This window comes from Shewanella saliphila (genome assembly GCF_014648295.1).
Taxonomy (GTDB): Bacteria; Pseudomonadota; Gammaproteobacteria; order Enterobacterales; family Shewanellaceae; genus Shewanella; species Shewanella saliphila.
The window spans coordinates 23,567-39,702 of record NZ_BMQV01000002.1 but is presented as its reverse complement, the minus strand read 5'-3'; the positions used below and the strand labels follow the sequence as shown (position 1 = coordinate 39,702).

Sequence of the window (16,136 nt, the reverse complement as noted above, 5' to 3'; positions counted from 1 at the left end):
AATGATTTGAATATGTATTTTTCTGAGAAATGACCCCTTTTCAGTTGAATGCCCAAATCGGCAACCATGCAAATTTTGGATCAGTGCTGACAACGGTTTTCTTCAAACTAAAACAATGTCGGCTTTGAAACCATCATCCTAGTTTTTTGGTTACCCCAAGCATTGACTTGGGGTTATTTTTTTGTGGTTCAAAAAAATAACAACCAATAAAAAATGCAGCAACCTAAGGTTGCTGCATTTTTATTGTTGTACTCAGCTTAAATAACTTGCTGCTTAATCCATTTATCAACTTGCTCTTCAAGTACATCTAAAGGCAATGGGCCATTTTTTAATACTAGTGTGTGAAAATCACGGATATCAAACTTATCACCAAGTTGTTTTTTAGCTTTTTCACGTAATGATAAAATCTTAATCATCCCAACCTTGTATGCAGTCGCTTGCGATGGCATAACAATATGGCGCTCAACCATTTTTATCGCGTCAGATTCGGCGTTAGGCGTGTTATCGACGTAATAAGCAATGGCTTGCTCACGAGTCCATTTTTTATCATGAATACCGGTATCGACGACTAGGCGACACGCGCGCCATAGTTCCATTGATAAGCGGCCAAAATCTGAATAAGGGTCGGCATAAAGGCCCATTTCTTTCGGAAAGTACTCTGAATATAAACCCCAACCTTCAATATAAGCGGTATAACCACCAAACTTACGAAACTTTGGAATGCCTTGCAGTTCTTGGGCAATGGCAATTTGCATATGATGCCCAGGAATACCCTCATGGTAGGCTAACGCCTCCATTTGATATTTTGGCATTGCTTCCATTTTATATAAGTTAGCGTAGTAAGTACCTGGTCGAGAGCCATCGGGAGCGGGTTGATCGTAAAATGCTTTACCTGCAGATTTCTCACGAAAAGCTTCAACTTGTTTAACCAGCAACGCCGCTTTCGGCTTTATTTTAAAGACTTCGTCGAGGCGAGTTTCCATATTGTCGATTAACGCTTTTGCTTCGGTTAAATAAGCTTGTTTACCCACGTCAGTTTCTGGGTAATAGAACTGCTTATCATCACGCATAAAGGTAAAAAACTCTTGCAGGTTACCGGTATAGTTAACCTTTTTCATAATAAGGCGCATTTCATTATGGATGCGTTTTACTTCTGCTAAACCCAAGTCATGAATTTGGTCTGCGCTCATGTCTGTGGTGGTCGTGCGGGAGAGAGCATTTTTAAAGAAGGCTTCTCCGTCTGGGAGTTTCCATGCACCATCACGCGTATCAGCCCGGGCCTCTAAGGTTTTGGCATAAGCAATAAACTGCTGGTAAGCGGGCTTTACTTTAGTGATTAAGGCTTGTTTAACTTCGGCCAATAGAGCGCGCTTTTTGTCTTCACTAATGTCGAGCTTATTGATTTTTCGGTTGGCATCAGCCCACAAGGCGTTGTCTTTATCGGTATCGTTAAAGGGAGCGCCAGAGATAATGTTTTGACTGTCTGCAATCACATAACCAAACACAAACTTAGGGGCGATAATCTTTTTGTTGGCTCTAATTTCAAGTGCTGTTTGTAATTGTGCGAGTAATGTTTCGGTGGCATTAAGGCGGCTGATATAAGCCTTAGCATCACTTTCGTCGGTTATTTGATGTTGGTTAATTAATATCGATGCCACCATAGAATGCACGCCGTACATTTGGTTTACCGGATAGGTGTGATAACGCCATTTATCATCAGCAATCGTTTGTTCTATGCGTGCTTTGAGTAATTCAAAGCTTAAGGTGGTTTGCTCGTCGAGCTGAGTAATATCTATGGCATTTATGCGGGCAAGTTGATCTTTAGCACGGGCAAGCTCAGCATCTGCAGCCGCTTCTGATAAGTCATTCCACTTATCGTAATCTTGCTTAATGCCTAAGTAAGTTTGGTTAACGGGACTGGCCATCACGTTTTCCATAAAGATGGCTTCAAATAGCGCGTTTGCCTTAGCAGACTCAGTATTGGCGGTCTCTGCTTTGCTCTGCTGTGGGCTTAACTCGACTGAAGTATGTGAGTGCGCAACAGCGCATGTACTTAATAAGCTTGATAATGCCACGGCAATTAAGGTTGTTTTAGTTTTAAGGGACATCAATATCTTCCTAAACGACACAATTTATAGGCTGACATCCTAATCAAGCTTTTACTAAATGTGTTAAATTAAATGTTATAAAGTGTGTATCTTGTTATATCGAACCTAGAGAAAGAGTGCAGGGAACAGCACAGGGAAAGCACAGATAAACAGCGCAAAGAGTCAAAGGCGAGAATAGCAGCCCACAGCTCATGCAAATGGGCGCTTTACAGGGTATTGCAGATGAGTAACGTCGGGTTAAATAAATTGCGACAGTAAGTCGTTAACAAACATGTGGCCTTTGGGCGTAAGCTGCCAATGTGTGTCGGTTTCAGTTAATAAACCTCTTTCTATCGACTTTTGCATACCAACTTTGACGACCTCGGCAGATTGGCCGGTACGTTGTTCAAATTCTGTTTTAGCAATCGGTGTCATTAATCGTAAGCGGTTCATCAAGTACTCTAATGGACGATCTTCTTCAATCACATCTGAGGTTTCAAAGGTGTAGTTTTGTGCCGCTAAATAGCCTTTAGGGTGCTTAATTTTAACCGTGCGGATAATTCGGTTGTCAGACGGCAAGGTTATTTTACCGTGCGCGCCGCAGCCAATCCCTAAATAGTCACCAAACTGCCAATAATTTAAATTATGACGACATTGAAATCCGGGCTTAGCATAGGCGGAGATTTCATATTGCTCGTAACCCAACTCTGCCAGCTTCTTTTGCCCTTGTTCATATATCTGCCATAGGTTTTCATCATCGGGCAGTTGTGGCGGTTTTGAGTGGAACAGGGTATTGGGCTCAATGGTTAATTGATACCAAGATAAATGCGGCGGTGCTAATGCTGTTGCCGTGTCGATGTCGTGCATGGCTTCGTCAAAGCTTTGGTTTGGTAGCCCATGCATTAGATCGAGGTTAAAGCTTAAATAATCGGCTTGTTTGGCCTTTTGCGCCGCGATTTTTGCTTCATCTTCGTTATGAATACGTCCGAGCAAATTAAGCTTATCTTTAGAAAAACTTTGTACACCAATCGATAATCGGGTGACTCCAGCAGCGCGGTAGGCGCTAAAATCATCATGTTCAAGTGTGCCCGGGTTAGCCTCCATTGTGATCTCAATATCATCTTCAAAGGGGATTAATGCACGAGCACCGTCGAGTAAACGCTGTATTTGGCTGGCATCGAATAAAGAAGGCGTGCCACCACCAATAAAAATCGTGTGAATTTTACGGTTTTGCACATACGCCAAGTCAGCCTGAAGATCGGCCAGCAATGCATCAATATATTGCTGCTGAGGCAACTCGCCGTTTTGCCCGTGAGAGTTAAAGTCGCAATAAGGACACTTTTGCACACACCAAGGAATATGCACATACAGGCTCAATGGTGGCAGCTGTAAGGTCATTATTGGCCGCCTGTTGATGGTGCACTAATGACACCCTGGGCTTTCATTGCGTTAATTAATAACTCAAGCGCTTTGCCACGATGGCTATGGGCATTCTTTTGCTCAGCGGTTAACTCTGCAGCACTGCAGTCAAACCCCTGTGGAATAAATACTGGGTCGTATCCATGGCCGTGCTCACCTTGTGGCGCAAGGTTAATAGTGCCCTCCCAAGATGCCTGGCAAATGATCGGTGTAGGATCTTTGGCATGGCGCATGTACACCAATACACATTGAAAACGGGCAGCGCGTTGGGTTTCACCTTGCAGTGCATCTAATAGCTTGAGGTAATTGCTGGTTTCACTCGCCCCGACACCAGAGTAGCGAGCTGAGTAAATCCCTGGTTGCCCTTGCAGAGCATCGACTTCAATGCCTGAATCATCTGCAATTGCTGGTTTACCGGTAATTTCAGCCGCGTGGCGTGCTTTTATAATGGCATTTTCAACAAAGGTCGTGCCGGTTTCTGCAACATCTGGCACGTTAAACTGATTTTGTGGCAGGACTTCAATGCCATATGTTGTAAACATTTGCGCAAATTCGGCAAGTTTACCTTTGTTGCCACTGGCAAGAACGATGTGTTGAGTTGGAGATTGCATGAGAGCTCGACCTGAGGTAAAAATTTGCGACATTATACGCGAACAAAGCAGAGATGCACTATGGTTGTTCGGCTATGCTTTTAGGTTCTAGGAACTCGCAGGCTCGCTAGAGGGCGTGACTTCGTCACTGCTATCAGCGCAGCGTCCTCGAGACCGTAGGTCGTTCTAGCAGCGCAGCGTCCTCGAGACCGCAGGTCGTTCTAACAGCGTAGCGTCCTCGAGACCGTAGGTCGTTCTAGCAGCGCAGCGTCCTCGAGACCGCAGGTCATTCTAGCAGCGCAGCGTCCTCGAGACCGCAGGTCATTCTAGCAGCGCAGCGTCCTCGAGACCGCAGGTCATTCTAGCAGCGCAGCGTCCTCGAGACGGCAGGTCGTTCTAGCAGCGCAGCGTCCTCGAGACCGTAGGTCGTTCTAGCAGTGTACCGTCCTCGAGACCGCAGGTCGTTCTAGCAGCGAAGCGTTCTCGAGACCGCAGGTCGTTCTAGCAGCGAAGCGTCCTCGAGACCGCAGGTCGTTCTAGCTATTCAACGTAGAATTTTTGTTTGAATTTAATGGTGGTATTGAGTTGGTTGGTGTATTTGATTGCAACAGTAAAATTCACTTCTTGATCGTCACGAAAAGGCACTTCGGCAATGTAGTAAATGGCATTGCCTTCACGGATTTCTTTAAAATCTAGGTTCATGCGTGCATCAATTAAATTATTCGCTACACCGGATATTTCAACTTCAACAGCCGGATTATCTGGCAGCTGAGTATTAAGCACGGTGATATTGACTAAACCGTTATAACCACTGCGTTCAATGCCATAGGTTTTAGCGATTTGAGGGGTAATAAAGGTGCTGTTAAGTGCCATGTAATGGATATCAAAATTACCCACTTGCTGTTTTTGTTCAGCATGTGCAACGCCTATTACACTCAGTAATGACATTAATAATACCGTGAATATATATCGTGTAGTTGAGATTGCTTTTAACATGGGGCCTTCCTGTAAATTGTTTCGAGGCTTTGGTTGATACCAAGTCGCCTCAAATACAAAAAGAGCAGCTCATCATACCCTGGGTATAGGCTGCTCTTTTTTATGCGTTATGCTCAGTGATTTTGCTTAAATCATTGCCCAAAATGGGATGTATTGTGCAAATAACATGTTTAAAAAGTTCATCGCAATAAATACCACTAATACCGACAAATCTAAGCCACCCATCGACGGTAATATTCTACGCACTGGCGCCAAAATAGGTTCAGTGAGTTGAGTCATGATCATCACTACAGGGTTATAACCTTGGTTAAACCAGCTCAAAATTGCGCGGATAAGCAACATCCAAAACAGTAATACACCGGCATTTTTAAACACTGACACAACGGCAAACAATAAAATGGTGAGCAAGTCAAAACTGGCACCAGCGATGAAAGTAAGTACTGACATTTTGAGCACCACAACAATCAGTGCTAACAAAATTGATGAGGTATCAATGCTACCTATTGACGGTAACACTCGGCGCATAGGCGCAATAATGGGTTGAGTGGCTTTTACCACAAATTGGCTAAACGGGTTATAAAAGTCGGCTTTAGCCAATTGTAACCAAAAACGAAGAATGACGACCATGAGGTACAAGTCAAACAGCGTGTTGATCAAAAAAACCATTGCATTCATGAATATTGCCTTACATTTGTTTTATTGATTTGAATAGGGCTCAACGCCCAATTACGTACCACAATGTTATCACTAAGCATTATAAACTGAGATAAATAATCGTTCATCTCAGTTTCGTGCTTAATTAAAAGGTTTCTGCCATTTCTTGAGCGCGGGCAACACAATTGGTCATGGCTTTATCAACCAAACCTCCTAGGTCACCTTGTTGTAATGTTTCTACAGCTCTTGCTGTTGTGCCGCCTTTTGACATTACATTTTGGCGTAATTCGGCTACAGATAGCTGCTGGTTTTGAATGACCATTTGTGCCGCGCCTAACGCAGCTTGTTCAGCGAGCAGTCTGGCTTTGTCTTCTGCCATGCCCATGTTAACGCCAGAAGCTATCATCGATTCAATAAACAAAAAGAAGTAAGCCGGTGAACTGCCTGCTAATGCAATTACTTGATTTAGGCCGTCTTCGCTATCTACCCACACCACTTTGCCGCCGGTTTTCATTAATGTTTCGCAAATGGCTTTATCTTGCGCAGAAATACCTTCATCAGCAAAAATTCCCGTCATGCCATAACCAATTTGAGTCGGTGTATTGGGCATAGTGCGAATGAGCTTGATGGGTTGTTTAAAGTATTGTTGATAACGCGCCGCTGGAATGCCTGCAGCGATAGTGATGATTAACTTACTTGATAAATCTAAATGACTGAGAGCATCACACACGGTTTCCATTAATTGCGGTTTTACGCTCAATACGATCACATCTGCGGCTTGTGCTGCTGCAGCATTGTCGTGTGATACTTCAATTGAAAAATCTTCTACCAACGCATCTAATTTGCCTTTACTCGGATTAGTCGCGTGGATAAGGGCACTTGGATAACCATGTTTGACTAAGCCACTGATAATACTGCGAGTCATGTTGCCCGCACCGATAAAACATACTTTTGCTTGAGTCATTTCAATTACATCCAATTAAAAGAGTGAATTTAAATCTTGTTGCTTTATATGGTACCTAAAAGGTTGCTTCGCGGCTAGGTTCTAGGTGCTACGCTGCTAGGGCGTGACTTCGTCACTGCTAGGACGCTTCGCTGCTAGAACCTAGAACCTAGAACCTAGAACCTAGAACCTAGAACCTAGAACCTAGAACCTAGAAGGACGTAGTCCGCTCTCAGGCGAGCTTGCGAGCTCCTAGACCCTAGAATCTATCGTTCACCAAATATCGCACTGCCGATGCGCACCATGGTAGAGCCATTTGCTATGGCAATATCCAGGTCGCCGCTCATGCCCATTGATAGTGTGTCGATACTCGGGTGTTGTTGCTGTAATTGATCGTACAAGCTTTTTAAGCTGGCAAACTCTTGTTGTTGAATGCGGATATCGTCTGTGGCTGTTGGAATAGCCATTAAGCCCCGCAACTTAAGGTTAGGCAGTTGACTAATGACCCCTGCTAACGTGGCAGCATCGTTAACATTAACCCCTGATTTGCTGTCTTCTTGGCTAATATTGACCTGAATGCAGACATTCAGTGGTGGTTTGTTAGTTGGGCGTTGATCGTTTAAGCGCTGGGCAATTTTGTCGCGGCTAACGGTATGCATCCAATCAAAATGTTCGGCAACAATTTTGGTTTTATTTGATTGTAATGGTCCAATAAAGTGCCATTCAATATCTGGGTAATCGTCTGCTAGTGCAGTGATTTTTGTTTCGCCTTCTTGCACATAATTTTCCCCAAAACGTCGTTGGCCAGCTTGATAAGCGGCAATGATGTCACTAATGGGTTTGGTTTTACTTACCGCAAGTAGGCTGATTTCACTTGGCGATCGCGAACAATTTTGCGCCGCTTGTGACATTCTACTCTGGGCGATTGATATTCTGTCTGCTATTGTTGTCATAATGTTGGTTAAATGGATGTCTCTACAATGGAAATCACTGAATTACTCGCTTTTAGTGTAAAACACAAAGCATCAGATCTACACCTTTCTGCTGGTGTTTCTCCAATGATCCGTGTCGACGGTGAAGTGAGAAAAATTAACTTACCAGCGCTAGATCATCAAGGTGTTCATAGTCTTGTTTATGACATCATGAACGATAAACAACGAAAAGACTACGAAGAACACCTCGAAATTGACTTTTCATTTGAAGTGCCAAACCTAGCACGTTTTCGTGTTAACGCTTTTAACCAATCTCGTGGCGCTGGCGCAGTATTTCGTACCATTCCATCTGAGATTTTGTCATTAGAACAGCTTGGCGCGCCAGAGATTTTTAAGAAAATATCCAGTTATCCACGTGGTTTAGTGTTAGTGACAGGACCAACCGGTTCGGGTAAATCAACCACATTGGCAGCAATGGTCGACTACATTAATGAAAACCGCCATGACCATATCTTAACCATTGAAGACCCAATAGAATTTGTACACCAAAACAAGCAATGTTTGGTCAACCAACGTGAAGTACACAAACATACCCATAGTTTTAATGCCGCACTACGAAGCGCACTGCGTGAAGACCCGGATGTTATCTTGGTGGGTGAAATGCGTGACCTTGAAACCATTCGTTTAGCCATGACCGCAGCAGAAACGGGTCACTTAGTGTTTGGTACTTTGCATACCACCTCAGCCGCTAAAACCATTGACCGTGTGGTCGATGTTTTCCCTGAAGGTGAAAAGGGCATGGTTCGTACTATGTTGTCAGAATCGTTGCAGGCGGTAATTTCACAAACCTTGATTAAAAAAATTGGTGGCGGCCGAGTTGCTGCACACGAAATTATGATGGGAACGCCGGCTATCCGTAACCTTATTCGTGAAGATAAAGTGGCACAAATGTATTCTGCAATTCAAACGGGTATGGCACATGGCATGCAAACGCTTGACCAATGCCTACAAAACTTGGTCAATCGCGGTATCATTACTCGTGAAGATGCCATGCAGAAAAGCTCGAATAAACAAGCTAATTTTTAAGGATTAGGATCATGGATGTTCGTCCGTTTTTAAATATTATGGTCGAGAAAAAGGCCTCGGATTTATTTATTACCGCCGGTTTTCCGCCGAGCGCTAAAATTGACGGTGAATTGCGTCAATTATCTGAGACTAAATTAACGCCGCAGCAGTCGTTAGAGTTTGTCGAATCGTTAATGACAGACGTTCAAAAGAAAGAATTTCATGAAAGTAGCGAATGTAACTTTGCATTCGCCGCTAAAGAATTAGGCCGTTTTCGTGTCAGTGCATTTTGGCAACGTGAGTCAGCCGGTTGCGTTATGCGCCGTATTGAAACGCAAATCCCAGAGGTCGATGACTTAAAGCTGCCTGCCATTTTAAAAGATTTGGTCATGAGTAAACGTGGCTTAATTATTATGGTCGGGGGTACTGGTACTGGTAAATCAACCTCTCTTGCTGCACTGGTGGGTTACCGTAATGCCCATGCGCGTGGGCATATTTTAACGATTGAAGACCCTGTCGAATTTGTGCATAACCACCGTAAAAGCATTATCACCCAACGTGAAGTCGGAATTGATACCGACTCGTTTGATGCAGCACTTAAAAGCTCATTGCGTCAGGCGCCAGACGTTATCTTGATTGGTGAAATTCGAACTCAAGAAACAATGGAGTTTGCGCTGTCGTTTGCTGAAACCGGCCATTTATGTATGGCGACATTGCACGCCAACAATGCTAACCAAGCACTTGACCGTATTATGCATTTAGTACCAGAAAGTAAGCACAATCAATTGTTGTTCGACTTATCATTAAACTTACGCGGCATTGTTGCGCAGCAGCTTATTCCTAAGTCAGACGGTACCGGACGTCGCGCTGCGATTGAGGTATTAATTAATACCCCACGTGTCGCCAGTTTGATTGCCAAAAATGAACTGCATAAACTCAAAGAAACCATGTCTAAATCACGCGAGCAGGGCATGCAAACCTTTGACCAAGCCTTACTCGACTTGTATATAGAAGGCGAAATTAGCTACGCCGATGCGTTACATCATGCCGATTCACCCAATGATTTACGCTTAATGATTAAATTACAAGGCAATGAAACCTCTTCTGCAGGGTCTATGGAAGGCATTACTTTAGACATGGATTAGTAATTTTCAGCATCTATTTAACGTTTTAAGAGGTTATAAGCAGCAACTTATGGCCTTTATTGCTATGATCACTTACTAATTTACAACATGTTTTTAAAAACCTCTCAAGGATGTCACATGTATTTATGGCAAAAAGCCGCTCTGGCTTCATCGTTAGTATTGTTTTCTGTTTCTTCATTAGCGGCTAAAGTCACTGATGAATTAGACATTGGTGGTGCAGTTCGTATTAACTACGGCTGGAAAGATTACGACAACAACGCAAAGCTTGAGTTTGAATTGTTCCGAGCTGATGTAAATTACCAAGATAAAGACGGCATCTTCGCTTCAGCTCAATACCGTTGGTATCAAGATATGGACGTTATTCATCATGCATATATGGGGTATCAGTTTGATGAAGCTCAGTCTGTGCAAGTGGGTGTAACGCAAGTTCCATTTGGCTTCCTACCTTATGCCGCTCATTCATTTTGGTTTAGCGCTGCTTATTATCTAGGTTTTGAAGATGATTATGATGCAGGTATTCATTATAAAAATGAACAAAATGGCTGGCGCTACGATTTAGCTTATTTTGCTAATGACGAATACGGTGATGGTTCACGTTATGACCGTTACTCATTTGACGTGGCAACAACGGATCAATCTTCTTATGAAGAATCAGGTCAGCTTAACGCTCGTGTTGAACGTGAATTTACCACAGGTGACGTAACCCACAAGTTAGGTGGTTCGTTCCAGTTTAGTCAGTTAGATTTTGTTGCTAACGAGACCAACACAGATGGTGAAGATGTTGATAGCATTGCAGCAGCTGCACATTGGCAAGCTGACTGGAAAAAATGGCAATTACAATTACAGTACATGCATTACGACTATGACGTAGAAGGCAGCAACCGTATTGCGATAAGTGCTTTCCAATATCAGTCTGATATTGCCGCTGAAGCTGACGTTGCCATTGTTAACATTGCTAAATCATTTGACGTAGATTGGGGCCCAATTACTCAATTAAGCTGTTATAACGATTACAGCCAGGTAATGTCGTCTGGTCAAGGTCTTGATGACTCAATTCAAAACGTAACAGGTTGTGCAATCAGCGCAGGTAAACTGTACTCATACGTAGATTGGATTGCGGGCAAAAACATGTATTTTGTTAACGGTTCTGGTGTTGGTATCGATAATGGTGATACTTCATGGCACTCTAGATTAAACATCAATGTTGGCTTTTATTTCTAAGGCAAACTGATCTTAATATCGCTAAAAAGCGTAATGTTGAGAGTAATCTACAAAGGTATTGATACGTTGATTATCAATACCTTTTTTATTGACTAAATAAAAGGATATTTCAAGATGATAAAGTCTCTCGCCGCCGCAGCGCTTATTACAAGCAGTTTTGGAATATCGGCGGCAAGTTGCCCTGATTATCTCAATGTTGAAGCACGTAAATTACATTCAAAAGAAAACGTAAACTTGTGCGAACTTACCCAAGGCAAGCCTGTGTTAATTGTTAATACAGCATCAAATTGCGGTTTTACGCCACAATTTGAAGCCCTCGAGGCGGTGCACAAACAATATGCCGATAAAGGATTAGTGGTGATTGGTTTCCCTTCAGATGATTTTTTTCAAGAAGAAAAAGACGAAGCTAAAACCGCCGATGTGTGTTTTATCAATTACGGCGTCAACTTCACTATGGTCGCAACTTCGCCTGTAAAAGGTGATGCTGCAAATTCGGTGTTTAAATTTTTAGCAGATAAAAGTGCAGCACCTAAATGGAACTTCTATAAATACGTGGTTTCAGGTGATGGCCAAACGGTTCAGCAATTTAATTCAAGAGTGAAACCTGACAGCGAACAATTGAAAAAAGCCATTGAGTCGGTTTTGTGACATGCTCAAAGGTAAAAAATCGCTACCTAGCACTCTTTTTGTTTATAAATAATAAGATACAATACTTACCCTAGTAACTACCTAACCTTTGCTAAGGTTACCGATAAGATATGCCCTAACAATAGCGCCTATTTTACAAAGCAAAGGCACCTTGACTGATAACGGAGAAGACATTTTGGCTAGATTTTCAGGGCTAGATAAAGACACTGGTCATAAAGCGCGTGGTAAAACTGGCGTATTACTTTTAAATCTAGGGACTCCAGATGCTCCAACAGCATCAGCGGTAAGGACCTACCTCGCTGAGTTTTTATCCGATCCTCGTGTAGTTGAAATACCAAAATTACTGTGGATGATTATTCTACATGGCATTATTTTACGTATCCGCCCAGCTAAATCGGCAGAACTATACAAACAAGTATGGACCGATGCAGGCTCACCATTGCTCGATATCAGTGAACGCCAACAAGCTAAGCTTGCACAAAGCCTACAAGCCCAAGGTCATGACGCTAGCGTGCACTTAGCCATGCGTTATGGTTCACCGTCGGTGGCCAGCACACTACAAACAATGCATAAGCAAGGTGTCGATAACCTAGTGGTACTGCCGCTTTATCCGCAATATGCAGCGCCTACGACAGGGTCTGCGTTTGATGCGCTTGCTAAAGAAATGATGAAATGGCGCTATTTACCGTCACTGCATTTTATTAACACCTATCATGACAACCCAGATTTTATTGATGCCATTGCCGCGTCGATTCAAAAAGACTTTGACCTTAATGGCAAACCGCAAAAGTTAGTGATGTCATATCACGGAATGCCTGAGCGTAATTTACACCTTGGCGATCCGTATTATTGTTTTTGTATGAAAACCACCCGTTTAGTGGTTGAGAAACTCGGGTTAAGTGAAGACGATTATGTTGCCACATTCCAGTCTCGCTTTGGTAAAGCGAAATGGTTACAACCTTATACCGACGCCACTATTGGCAGTTTGCCGGAAAAAGGCATTACTGATATCGCCGTTATTTGCCCAGCGTTCAGTGCTGATTGTTTAGAAACCTTAGAAGAAATCAAAGGTGAAAACCGCCATGTATTTGAAGATGCTGGTGGCAAAGACTTCCGTTACATTGAGTGCTTAAATGATAACGACGACCACATCAAAATGATGGCGAACTTGGTTAAACCTTTCTTATAATTATAGGGCGTGACTGCGTCACTGCTAGGTTCTAGGAACTCGCAGGCTCGCCAGAGGGTGGACTACGTCCTGCTAGGGCGTGACTTCGTCACTGCTAGGTTCTATCAGCGCAGCGTCCTCGAGACCGTAGGTTGTTCTAGCAGCGCAACGCCCTCGATACCGCAGGTCGTTCTAGCAGCGCAGCGTCCTCGAGACCGCAGGTCGTTCTAGTAGCGCAGCGTCCTCGAGACCGCAGATCGTCCTAGCAGCGTAGCGTCCTCAATACTAGGCTTTTATTTTATCTCCTCGCCTCAGCTTTTACGATTTGTTAAACTCAAATTACGGTTATCAAAAACAACGATTATGAGAATAGATCCAAATATTTCGCTGGTATATAGCACAGACAAAGGGCGAATTGACGAGCCAAAAGAACAAGCCGAAGTGCCAACGGGTGACGGCATAGTGCGAATTCATAAAGACACTAAAGGTCGAAAAGGTAAAGGTGTCAGTGTTATTAAAGGCTTAGGGCTAGATGAAAAAGCGTTAAAAGAATTGGCGCAAAAGATTAAGAAACAATGCGGTTGTGGTGGTACAGTAAAAGACTTCAATATTGAGGTGCAAACAGACAACCGTGAATTAATAAAGTCCATATTAGAGAAATTGAATTTCACCGTGAAATTAGCGGGTGGATAAACGCTAACAGCACGATTGGGGAGAGCATATGGATAGTTTAAAAGATCATTTATTAATTGCTATGCCGTCACTTGATGATTCGTTTTTTGAACGTTCAGTGATTTATATTTGTGAACATGATGACAAAGGCGCAATGGGTATAATGGTTAATCGCCCAATTGGTGTAGATGTTGAAGAGTTACTTGATCAGATGGAGTTAAATCCGTCGCCAGAGCATATGTTTGCAATCAATGAACAAGTATTGATTGGCGGTCCAGTCGCTCCCGACCGTGGCTTTGTTATTCATACCCCACAACAAAATTGGATTAACAGTGTAGAGATTAGTGATTACTCAATGCTGACGACCTCGCGCGATATTCTGACGTCTATTGGCACCGGAAAATCTCCCGATAACTTTATTGTTGCCTTGGGTTACGCTGGTTGGGGTAAAGATCAACTTGAGCAAGAGTTAGCTGAAAATACATGGCTCACGATAAAAGCCTCACCAGAACTGTTATTTAATGGCGATCATGAACAGTTATGGCAAAGTGCCACCCAGGCGTTAGGGTTCGATTTTTGGCAAATGTCGACACAAATCGGCCACGCTTAAGCAGTGTCACTGTTGTTTTAGGACGCTACGCTACTAGGTTCTAGGACGTGACTTCGTCACAGCTAGGACGCTACGCTACTAGGTTCTAAGGCGTGACTTCGTCACTGCTAGGACGCTTCGCTGCTAGTTTCTAGGGTGTGACTTCGTCACTGCTAGAGCGCTTCGCTGCTAGGTTCTAGGGCGTGACTTCGTCACTGCTAGGTCGCTACGCTGCTAGTTCCTAGCCTCCCCCCCCAAATCTAACGATTAAATAAAGAGAAATACATGCAACCTCAAACGGTTTTAGGCTTTGATTATGGCACCAAAAGTATTGGTGTTGCGATAGGCCAAGCCATAACGGCAAGTGCCACACCCTTGTTATCAATCAAAGCGGTTGATGGTATTCCAAACTGGGGTGATATTGAAAAGCTACTTAAAGAATGGCAACCCGATTTGGTGGTTGTCGGCTTACCATTAAATATGGATGGTACAGAGCAAGAAATGACCCAGCGCGCCCGTAAATTTGCTAATCGTATCAACGGCCGTTTCGGAGTGAACATTGCCACCCAAGATGAGCGCCTTACTACAGCAGACGCTAAAGCGCGTTTGTTTGAGTTAGGCGGGTTTAAAGCATTAACCAAGGGCCAAGTTGATGCAGTATCAGCCGTATTGATTGTCGAAAGTTATTTTGAAAACCAGTTTTAAAGCTTGAGCCTGTAACTACATTAACCGTCATCCCTGAGATCTTAGATCCCGGATTTATAAGAGTTACCGAGACGATCCAGATGTTTCTCTATGCCGTCATCCCTGAGATCTGTTATCTGGGATCCAGGTGTTTCTTGTTCCTTGTTTCTTGTGTCTTGTGACTTTGACTGTCGCCTTACAGCATAAAAGCCAACACCTGGATTCCGGCTCAAAAGCATTGCCGGAACGACGGAGTCGTAAGCATCTTCTGAGTACGAATGAGCTAATGATGGAGTTGTTGGCGTGATTGGAGGCCGCTCTATGCCGTCATCCCTGAAAGCTGTTATCAGGGATCCAAGTGTTCCTTGCCTCTCGTGTCTTGTGAGTTTGACTGTCGCCTAACAGCATAAAAGCCAACACCTGGATTCCGGCTTAAAAGCATTGCCGGAACGACGTAGTAGTTGGCATCATCCGAGTACGTGTCTTGTGACGTTGACTGTCGCCTTACTGCATAAAAGCCAATACCTGGATTCCGGCTCAAAAGCATTGCCGGAACGACGGAGTAGTTAGCATCTTCTGAGTGCGAATGAGCTAATGATGGAGTAGATGGCGTGATTGGAGGCCGCTCTATGCCGTCATCCCTGAGATCTGTTATCAGGGATCCAGGTGTTTCTTGTTTCTTGTGACTGTCGCCTTACAGCATAAAAGCCACACCTGGATTCCGGCTTAAAAGCATTGCCGGAACGACGGAGTAGTTGGCGTCATCTGAGTGCGAATGAGCTAATGATGGAGTAGTTGGCTTGGTTGGAGGCTGCTCTATGCCGTCATCCCTGAGATCTTAGATCCCGGATTTATAAGAGTTACCGGGACGATCCAGGTGTTTCTTGTTTCTTGTGACTTTGACTGTCGCCTTACAGCATAAAAGCCAACACCTGGATTCCGGCTAAAAAGCATTGCCGGAACGACGTAGTAGTTAGGATCTTCTGAGTGCGAATGAGCTAATGATGAGTAGTTGGCTTGGTTGGAGGCTGCTCTATACCGTCATCCTCGAGGTCTTAGATCCCGGACTTATAAGAATTACTGGGACGATCTAGGTGTTTCTCTAATCTGTCATCCCTGAGATCTGTTATCAGGGATCCAGGTGTTTCTTGTTTCTCTTGTCTTGTGACTGTCGCCTTACAGCATAAAAGCCAACACCTGGATTCCGGCTCAACAGCATTGCCGGAACGACGGAGTAGTAAGCATCTTCTGAGTACGAATGAGCTAATGGCGGAGTAGTTGGCGTGATTGGAGGCCGCTCTATGCCGTCATCCCTGAGATCTT

15 protein-coding genes are annotated in these 16,136 nt (G+C 43.7%); 8 read left to right on the top strand and 7 right to left on the bottom strand.

Annotated elements, in window-relative coordinates; genetic code table 11:
* Positions 1 to 257 precede the first annotated feature (257 nt).
* The 7 genes from IEY48_RS01855 to IEY48_RS01825 all read right to left on the bottom strand — a co-directional run bounded on the left by IEY48_RS01855 (position 258) and on the right by IEY48_RS01825 (position 7,642).
* The gene (locus IEY48_RS01855; RefSeq protein ID WP_188916699.1) at positions 258 to 2,108 is read right to left on the bottom strand and encodes a DUF885 domain-containing protein; all 1,851 of its coding nucleotides are present in this window, start codon (positions 2,106 to 2,108) and stop codon (positions 258 to 260) included.
* 237 nt (positions 2,109 to 2,345) lie between these two features.
* Positions 2,346 to 3,485 carry a radical SAM family heme chaperone HemW gene (gene hemW, locus IEY48_RS01850; protein ID WP_188916697.1) on the bottom strand — a complete coding sequence of 380 codons (1,140 nt, stop codon included), beginning with the start codon at positions 3,483 to 3,485 and terminating at the stop codon, positions 2,346 to 2,348.
* A complete protein-coding gene (rdgB, locus tag IEY48_RS01845; protein WP_188916695.1) occupies positions 3,485 to 4,117 on the bottom strand; it encodes an RdgB/HAM1 family non-canonical purine NTP pyrophosphatase in 633 nt (210 codons plus the stop codon). The genes hemW and rdgB overlap by 1 nt, the downstream gene beginning before the upstream one ends.
* Positions 4,118 to 4,636: 519 nt before the next feature.
* The gene (locus IEY48_RS01840) at positions 4,637 to 5,044 is read right to left on the bottom strand and encodes a DUF4426 domain-containing protein (protein ID WP_373293687.1); all 408 of its coding nucleotides are present in this window, start codon (positions 5,042 to 5,044) and stop codon (positions 4,637 to 4,639) included.
* Positions 5,045 to 5,218: 174 nt separating this feature from the next.
* Entirely contained in the window at positions 5,219 to 5,767 is a 549-nt protein-coding gene (locus IEY48_RS01835; protein WP_188916691.1) for a YggT family protein, read from the bottom strand.
* Between the two features lie 124 nt (positions 5,768 to 5,891).
* Positions 5,892 to 6,710, bottom strand: a complete 819-nt coding sequence (proC, locus tag IEY48_RS01830) for a pyrroline-5-carboxylate reductase (RefSeq protein ID WP_188916689.1) — start codon at positions 6,708 to 6,710, stop codon at positions 5,892 to 5,894.
* 245 nt (positions 6,711 to 6,955) lie between these two features.
* Positions 6,956 to 7,642, bottom strand: coding sequence for a YggS family pyridoxal phosphate-dependent enzyme (locus tag IEY48_RS01825; RefSeq protein WP_188916687.1), 687 nt, complete (start codon positions 7,640 to 7,642; stop codon positions 6,956 to 6,958).
* 27 nt (positions 7,643 to 7,669) lie between these two features.
* On the opposite strand from IEY48_RS01825, the gene IEY48_RS01820 reads away from it, so the two are divergent.
* From IEY48_RS01820 to ruvX, 8 genes are all read left to right on the top strand, one after another.
* Positions 7,670 to 8,707: a type IV pilus twitching motility protein PilT gene (locus tag IEY48_RS01820; RefSeq protein ID WP_188916686.1), complete on the top strand. Its 1,038-nt coding sequence runs from the start codon at positions 7,670 to 7,672 to the stop codon at positions 8,705 to 8,707.
* An 11-nt stretch (positions 8,708 to 8,718) separates the two neighbouring features.
* Positions 8,719 to 9,831: a PilT/PilU family type 4a pilus ATPase gene (locus IEY48_RS01815; RefSeq protein WP_188916684.1), complete on the top strand. Its 1,113-nt coding sequence runs from the start codon at positions 8,719 to 8,721 to the stop codon at positions 9,829 to 9,831.
* A 117-nt stretch (positions 9,832 to 9,948) separates the two neighbouring features.
* Positions 9,949 to 11,052 carry a putative porin gene (locus IEY48_RS01810; protein WP_188916682.1) on the top strand — a complete coding sequence of 368 codons (1,104 nt, stop codon included), beginning with the start codon at positions 9,949 to 9,951 and terminating at the stop codon, positions 11,050 to 11,052.
* Between the two features lie 114 nt (positions 11,053 to 11,166).
* Positions 11,167 to 11,700 carry a glutathione peroxidase gene (locus IEY48_RS01805; RefSeq protein ID WP_188916679.1) on the top strand — a complete coding sequence of 178 codons (534 nt, stop codon included), beginning with the start codon at positions 11,167 to 11,169 and terminating at the stop codon, positions 11,698 to 11,700.
* A 175-nt stretch (positions 11,701 to 11,875) separates the two neighbouring features.
* Positions 11,876 to 12,889: a ferrochelatase gene (hemH, locus tag IEY48_RS01800; RefSeq protein WP_188916678.1), complete on the top strand. Its 1,014-nt coding sequence runs from the start codon at positions 11,876 to 11,878 to the stop codon at positions 12,887 to 12,889.
* 342 nt (positions 12,890 to 13,231) lie between these two features.
* The gene (gene yciH / locus IEY48_RS01795; RefSeq protein ID WP_188916676.1) at positions 13,232 to 13,561 is read left to right on the top strand and encodes a stress response translation initiation inhibitor YciH; all 330 of its coding nucleotides are present in this window, start codon (positions 13,232 to 13,234) and stop codon (positions 13,559 to 13,561) included.
* 28 nt (positions 13,562 to 13,589) lie between these two features.
* A complete protein-coding gene (locus IEY48_RS01790; RefSeq protein ID WP_188916674.1) occupies positions 13,590 to 14,150 on the top strand; it encodes a YqgE/AlgH family protein in 561 nt (186 codons plus the stop codon).
* 264 nt (positions 14,151 to 14,414) lie between these two features.
* Positions 14,415 to 14,834: a Holliday junction resolvase RuvX gene (gene ruvX, locus IEY48_RS01785; protein WP_188916672.1), complete on the top strand. Its 420-nt coding sequence runs from the start codon at positions 14,415 to 14,417 to the stop codon at positions 14,832 to 14,834.
* Positions 14,835 to 16,136: the final 1,302 nt, after the last annotated feature.

Coding starts and splice junctions, on each gene's coding strand:
- IEY48_RS01790 (WP_188916674.1), top strand. CDS start 13,590: ATGGATAGTTTAAAAGATCATTTATTAATTGCTATGCCGTCACTTGAT.
- IEY48_RS01815 (WP_188916684.1), top strand. CDS start 8,719: ATGGATGTTCGTCCGTTTTTAAATATTATGGTCGAGAAAAAGGCCTCG.
- yciH (WP_188916676.1), top strand. CDS start 13,232: ATGAGAATAGATCCAAATATTTCGCTGGTATATAGCACAGACAAAGGG.
- IEY48_RS01855 (WP_188916699.1), bottom strand. CDS start 2,108: ATGTCCCTTAAAACTAAAACAACCTTAATTGCCGTGGCATTATCAAGC.
- IEY48_RS01835 (WP_188916691.1), bottom strand. CDS start 5,767: ATGAATGCAATGGTTTTTTTGATCAACACGCTGTTTGACTTGTACCTC.
- IEY48_RS01805 (WP_188916679.1), top strand. CDS start 11,167: ATGATAAAGTCTCTCGCCGCCGCAGCGCTTATTACAAGCAGTTTTGGA.
- proC (WP_188916689.1), bottom strand. CDS start 6,710: ATGACTCAAGCAAAAGTATGTTTTATCGGTGCGGGCAACATGACTCGC.
- ruvX (WP_188916672.1), top strand. CDS start 14,415: ATGCAACCTCAAACGGTTTTAGGCTTTGATTATGGCACCAAAAGTATT.
- IEY48_RS01840 (WP_373293687.1), bottom strand. CDS start 5,044: ATGTCATTACTGAGTGTAATAGGCGTTGCACATGCTGAACAAAAACAG.
- rdgB (WP_188916695.1), bottom strand. CDS start 4,117: ATGCAATCTCCAACTCAACACATCGTTCTTGCCAGTGGCAACAAAGGT.
- IEY48_RS01825 (WP_188916687.1), bottom strand. CDS start 7,642: ATGACAACAATAGCAGACAGAATATCAATCGCCCAGAGTAGAATGTCA.
- hemW (WP_188916697.1), bottom strand. CDS start 3,485: ATGACCTTACAGCTGCCACCATTGAGCCTGTATGTGCATATTCCTTGG.
- IEY48_RS01810 (WP_188916682.1), top strand. CDS start 9,949: ATGTATTTATGGCAAAAAGCCGCTCTGGCTTCATCGTTAGTATTGTTT.
- IEY48_RS01820 (WP_188916686.1), top strand. CDS start 7,670: ATGGAAATCACTGAATTACTCGCTTTTAGTGTAAAACACAAAGCATCA.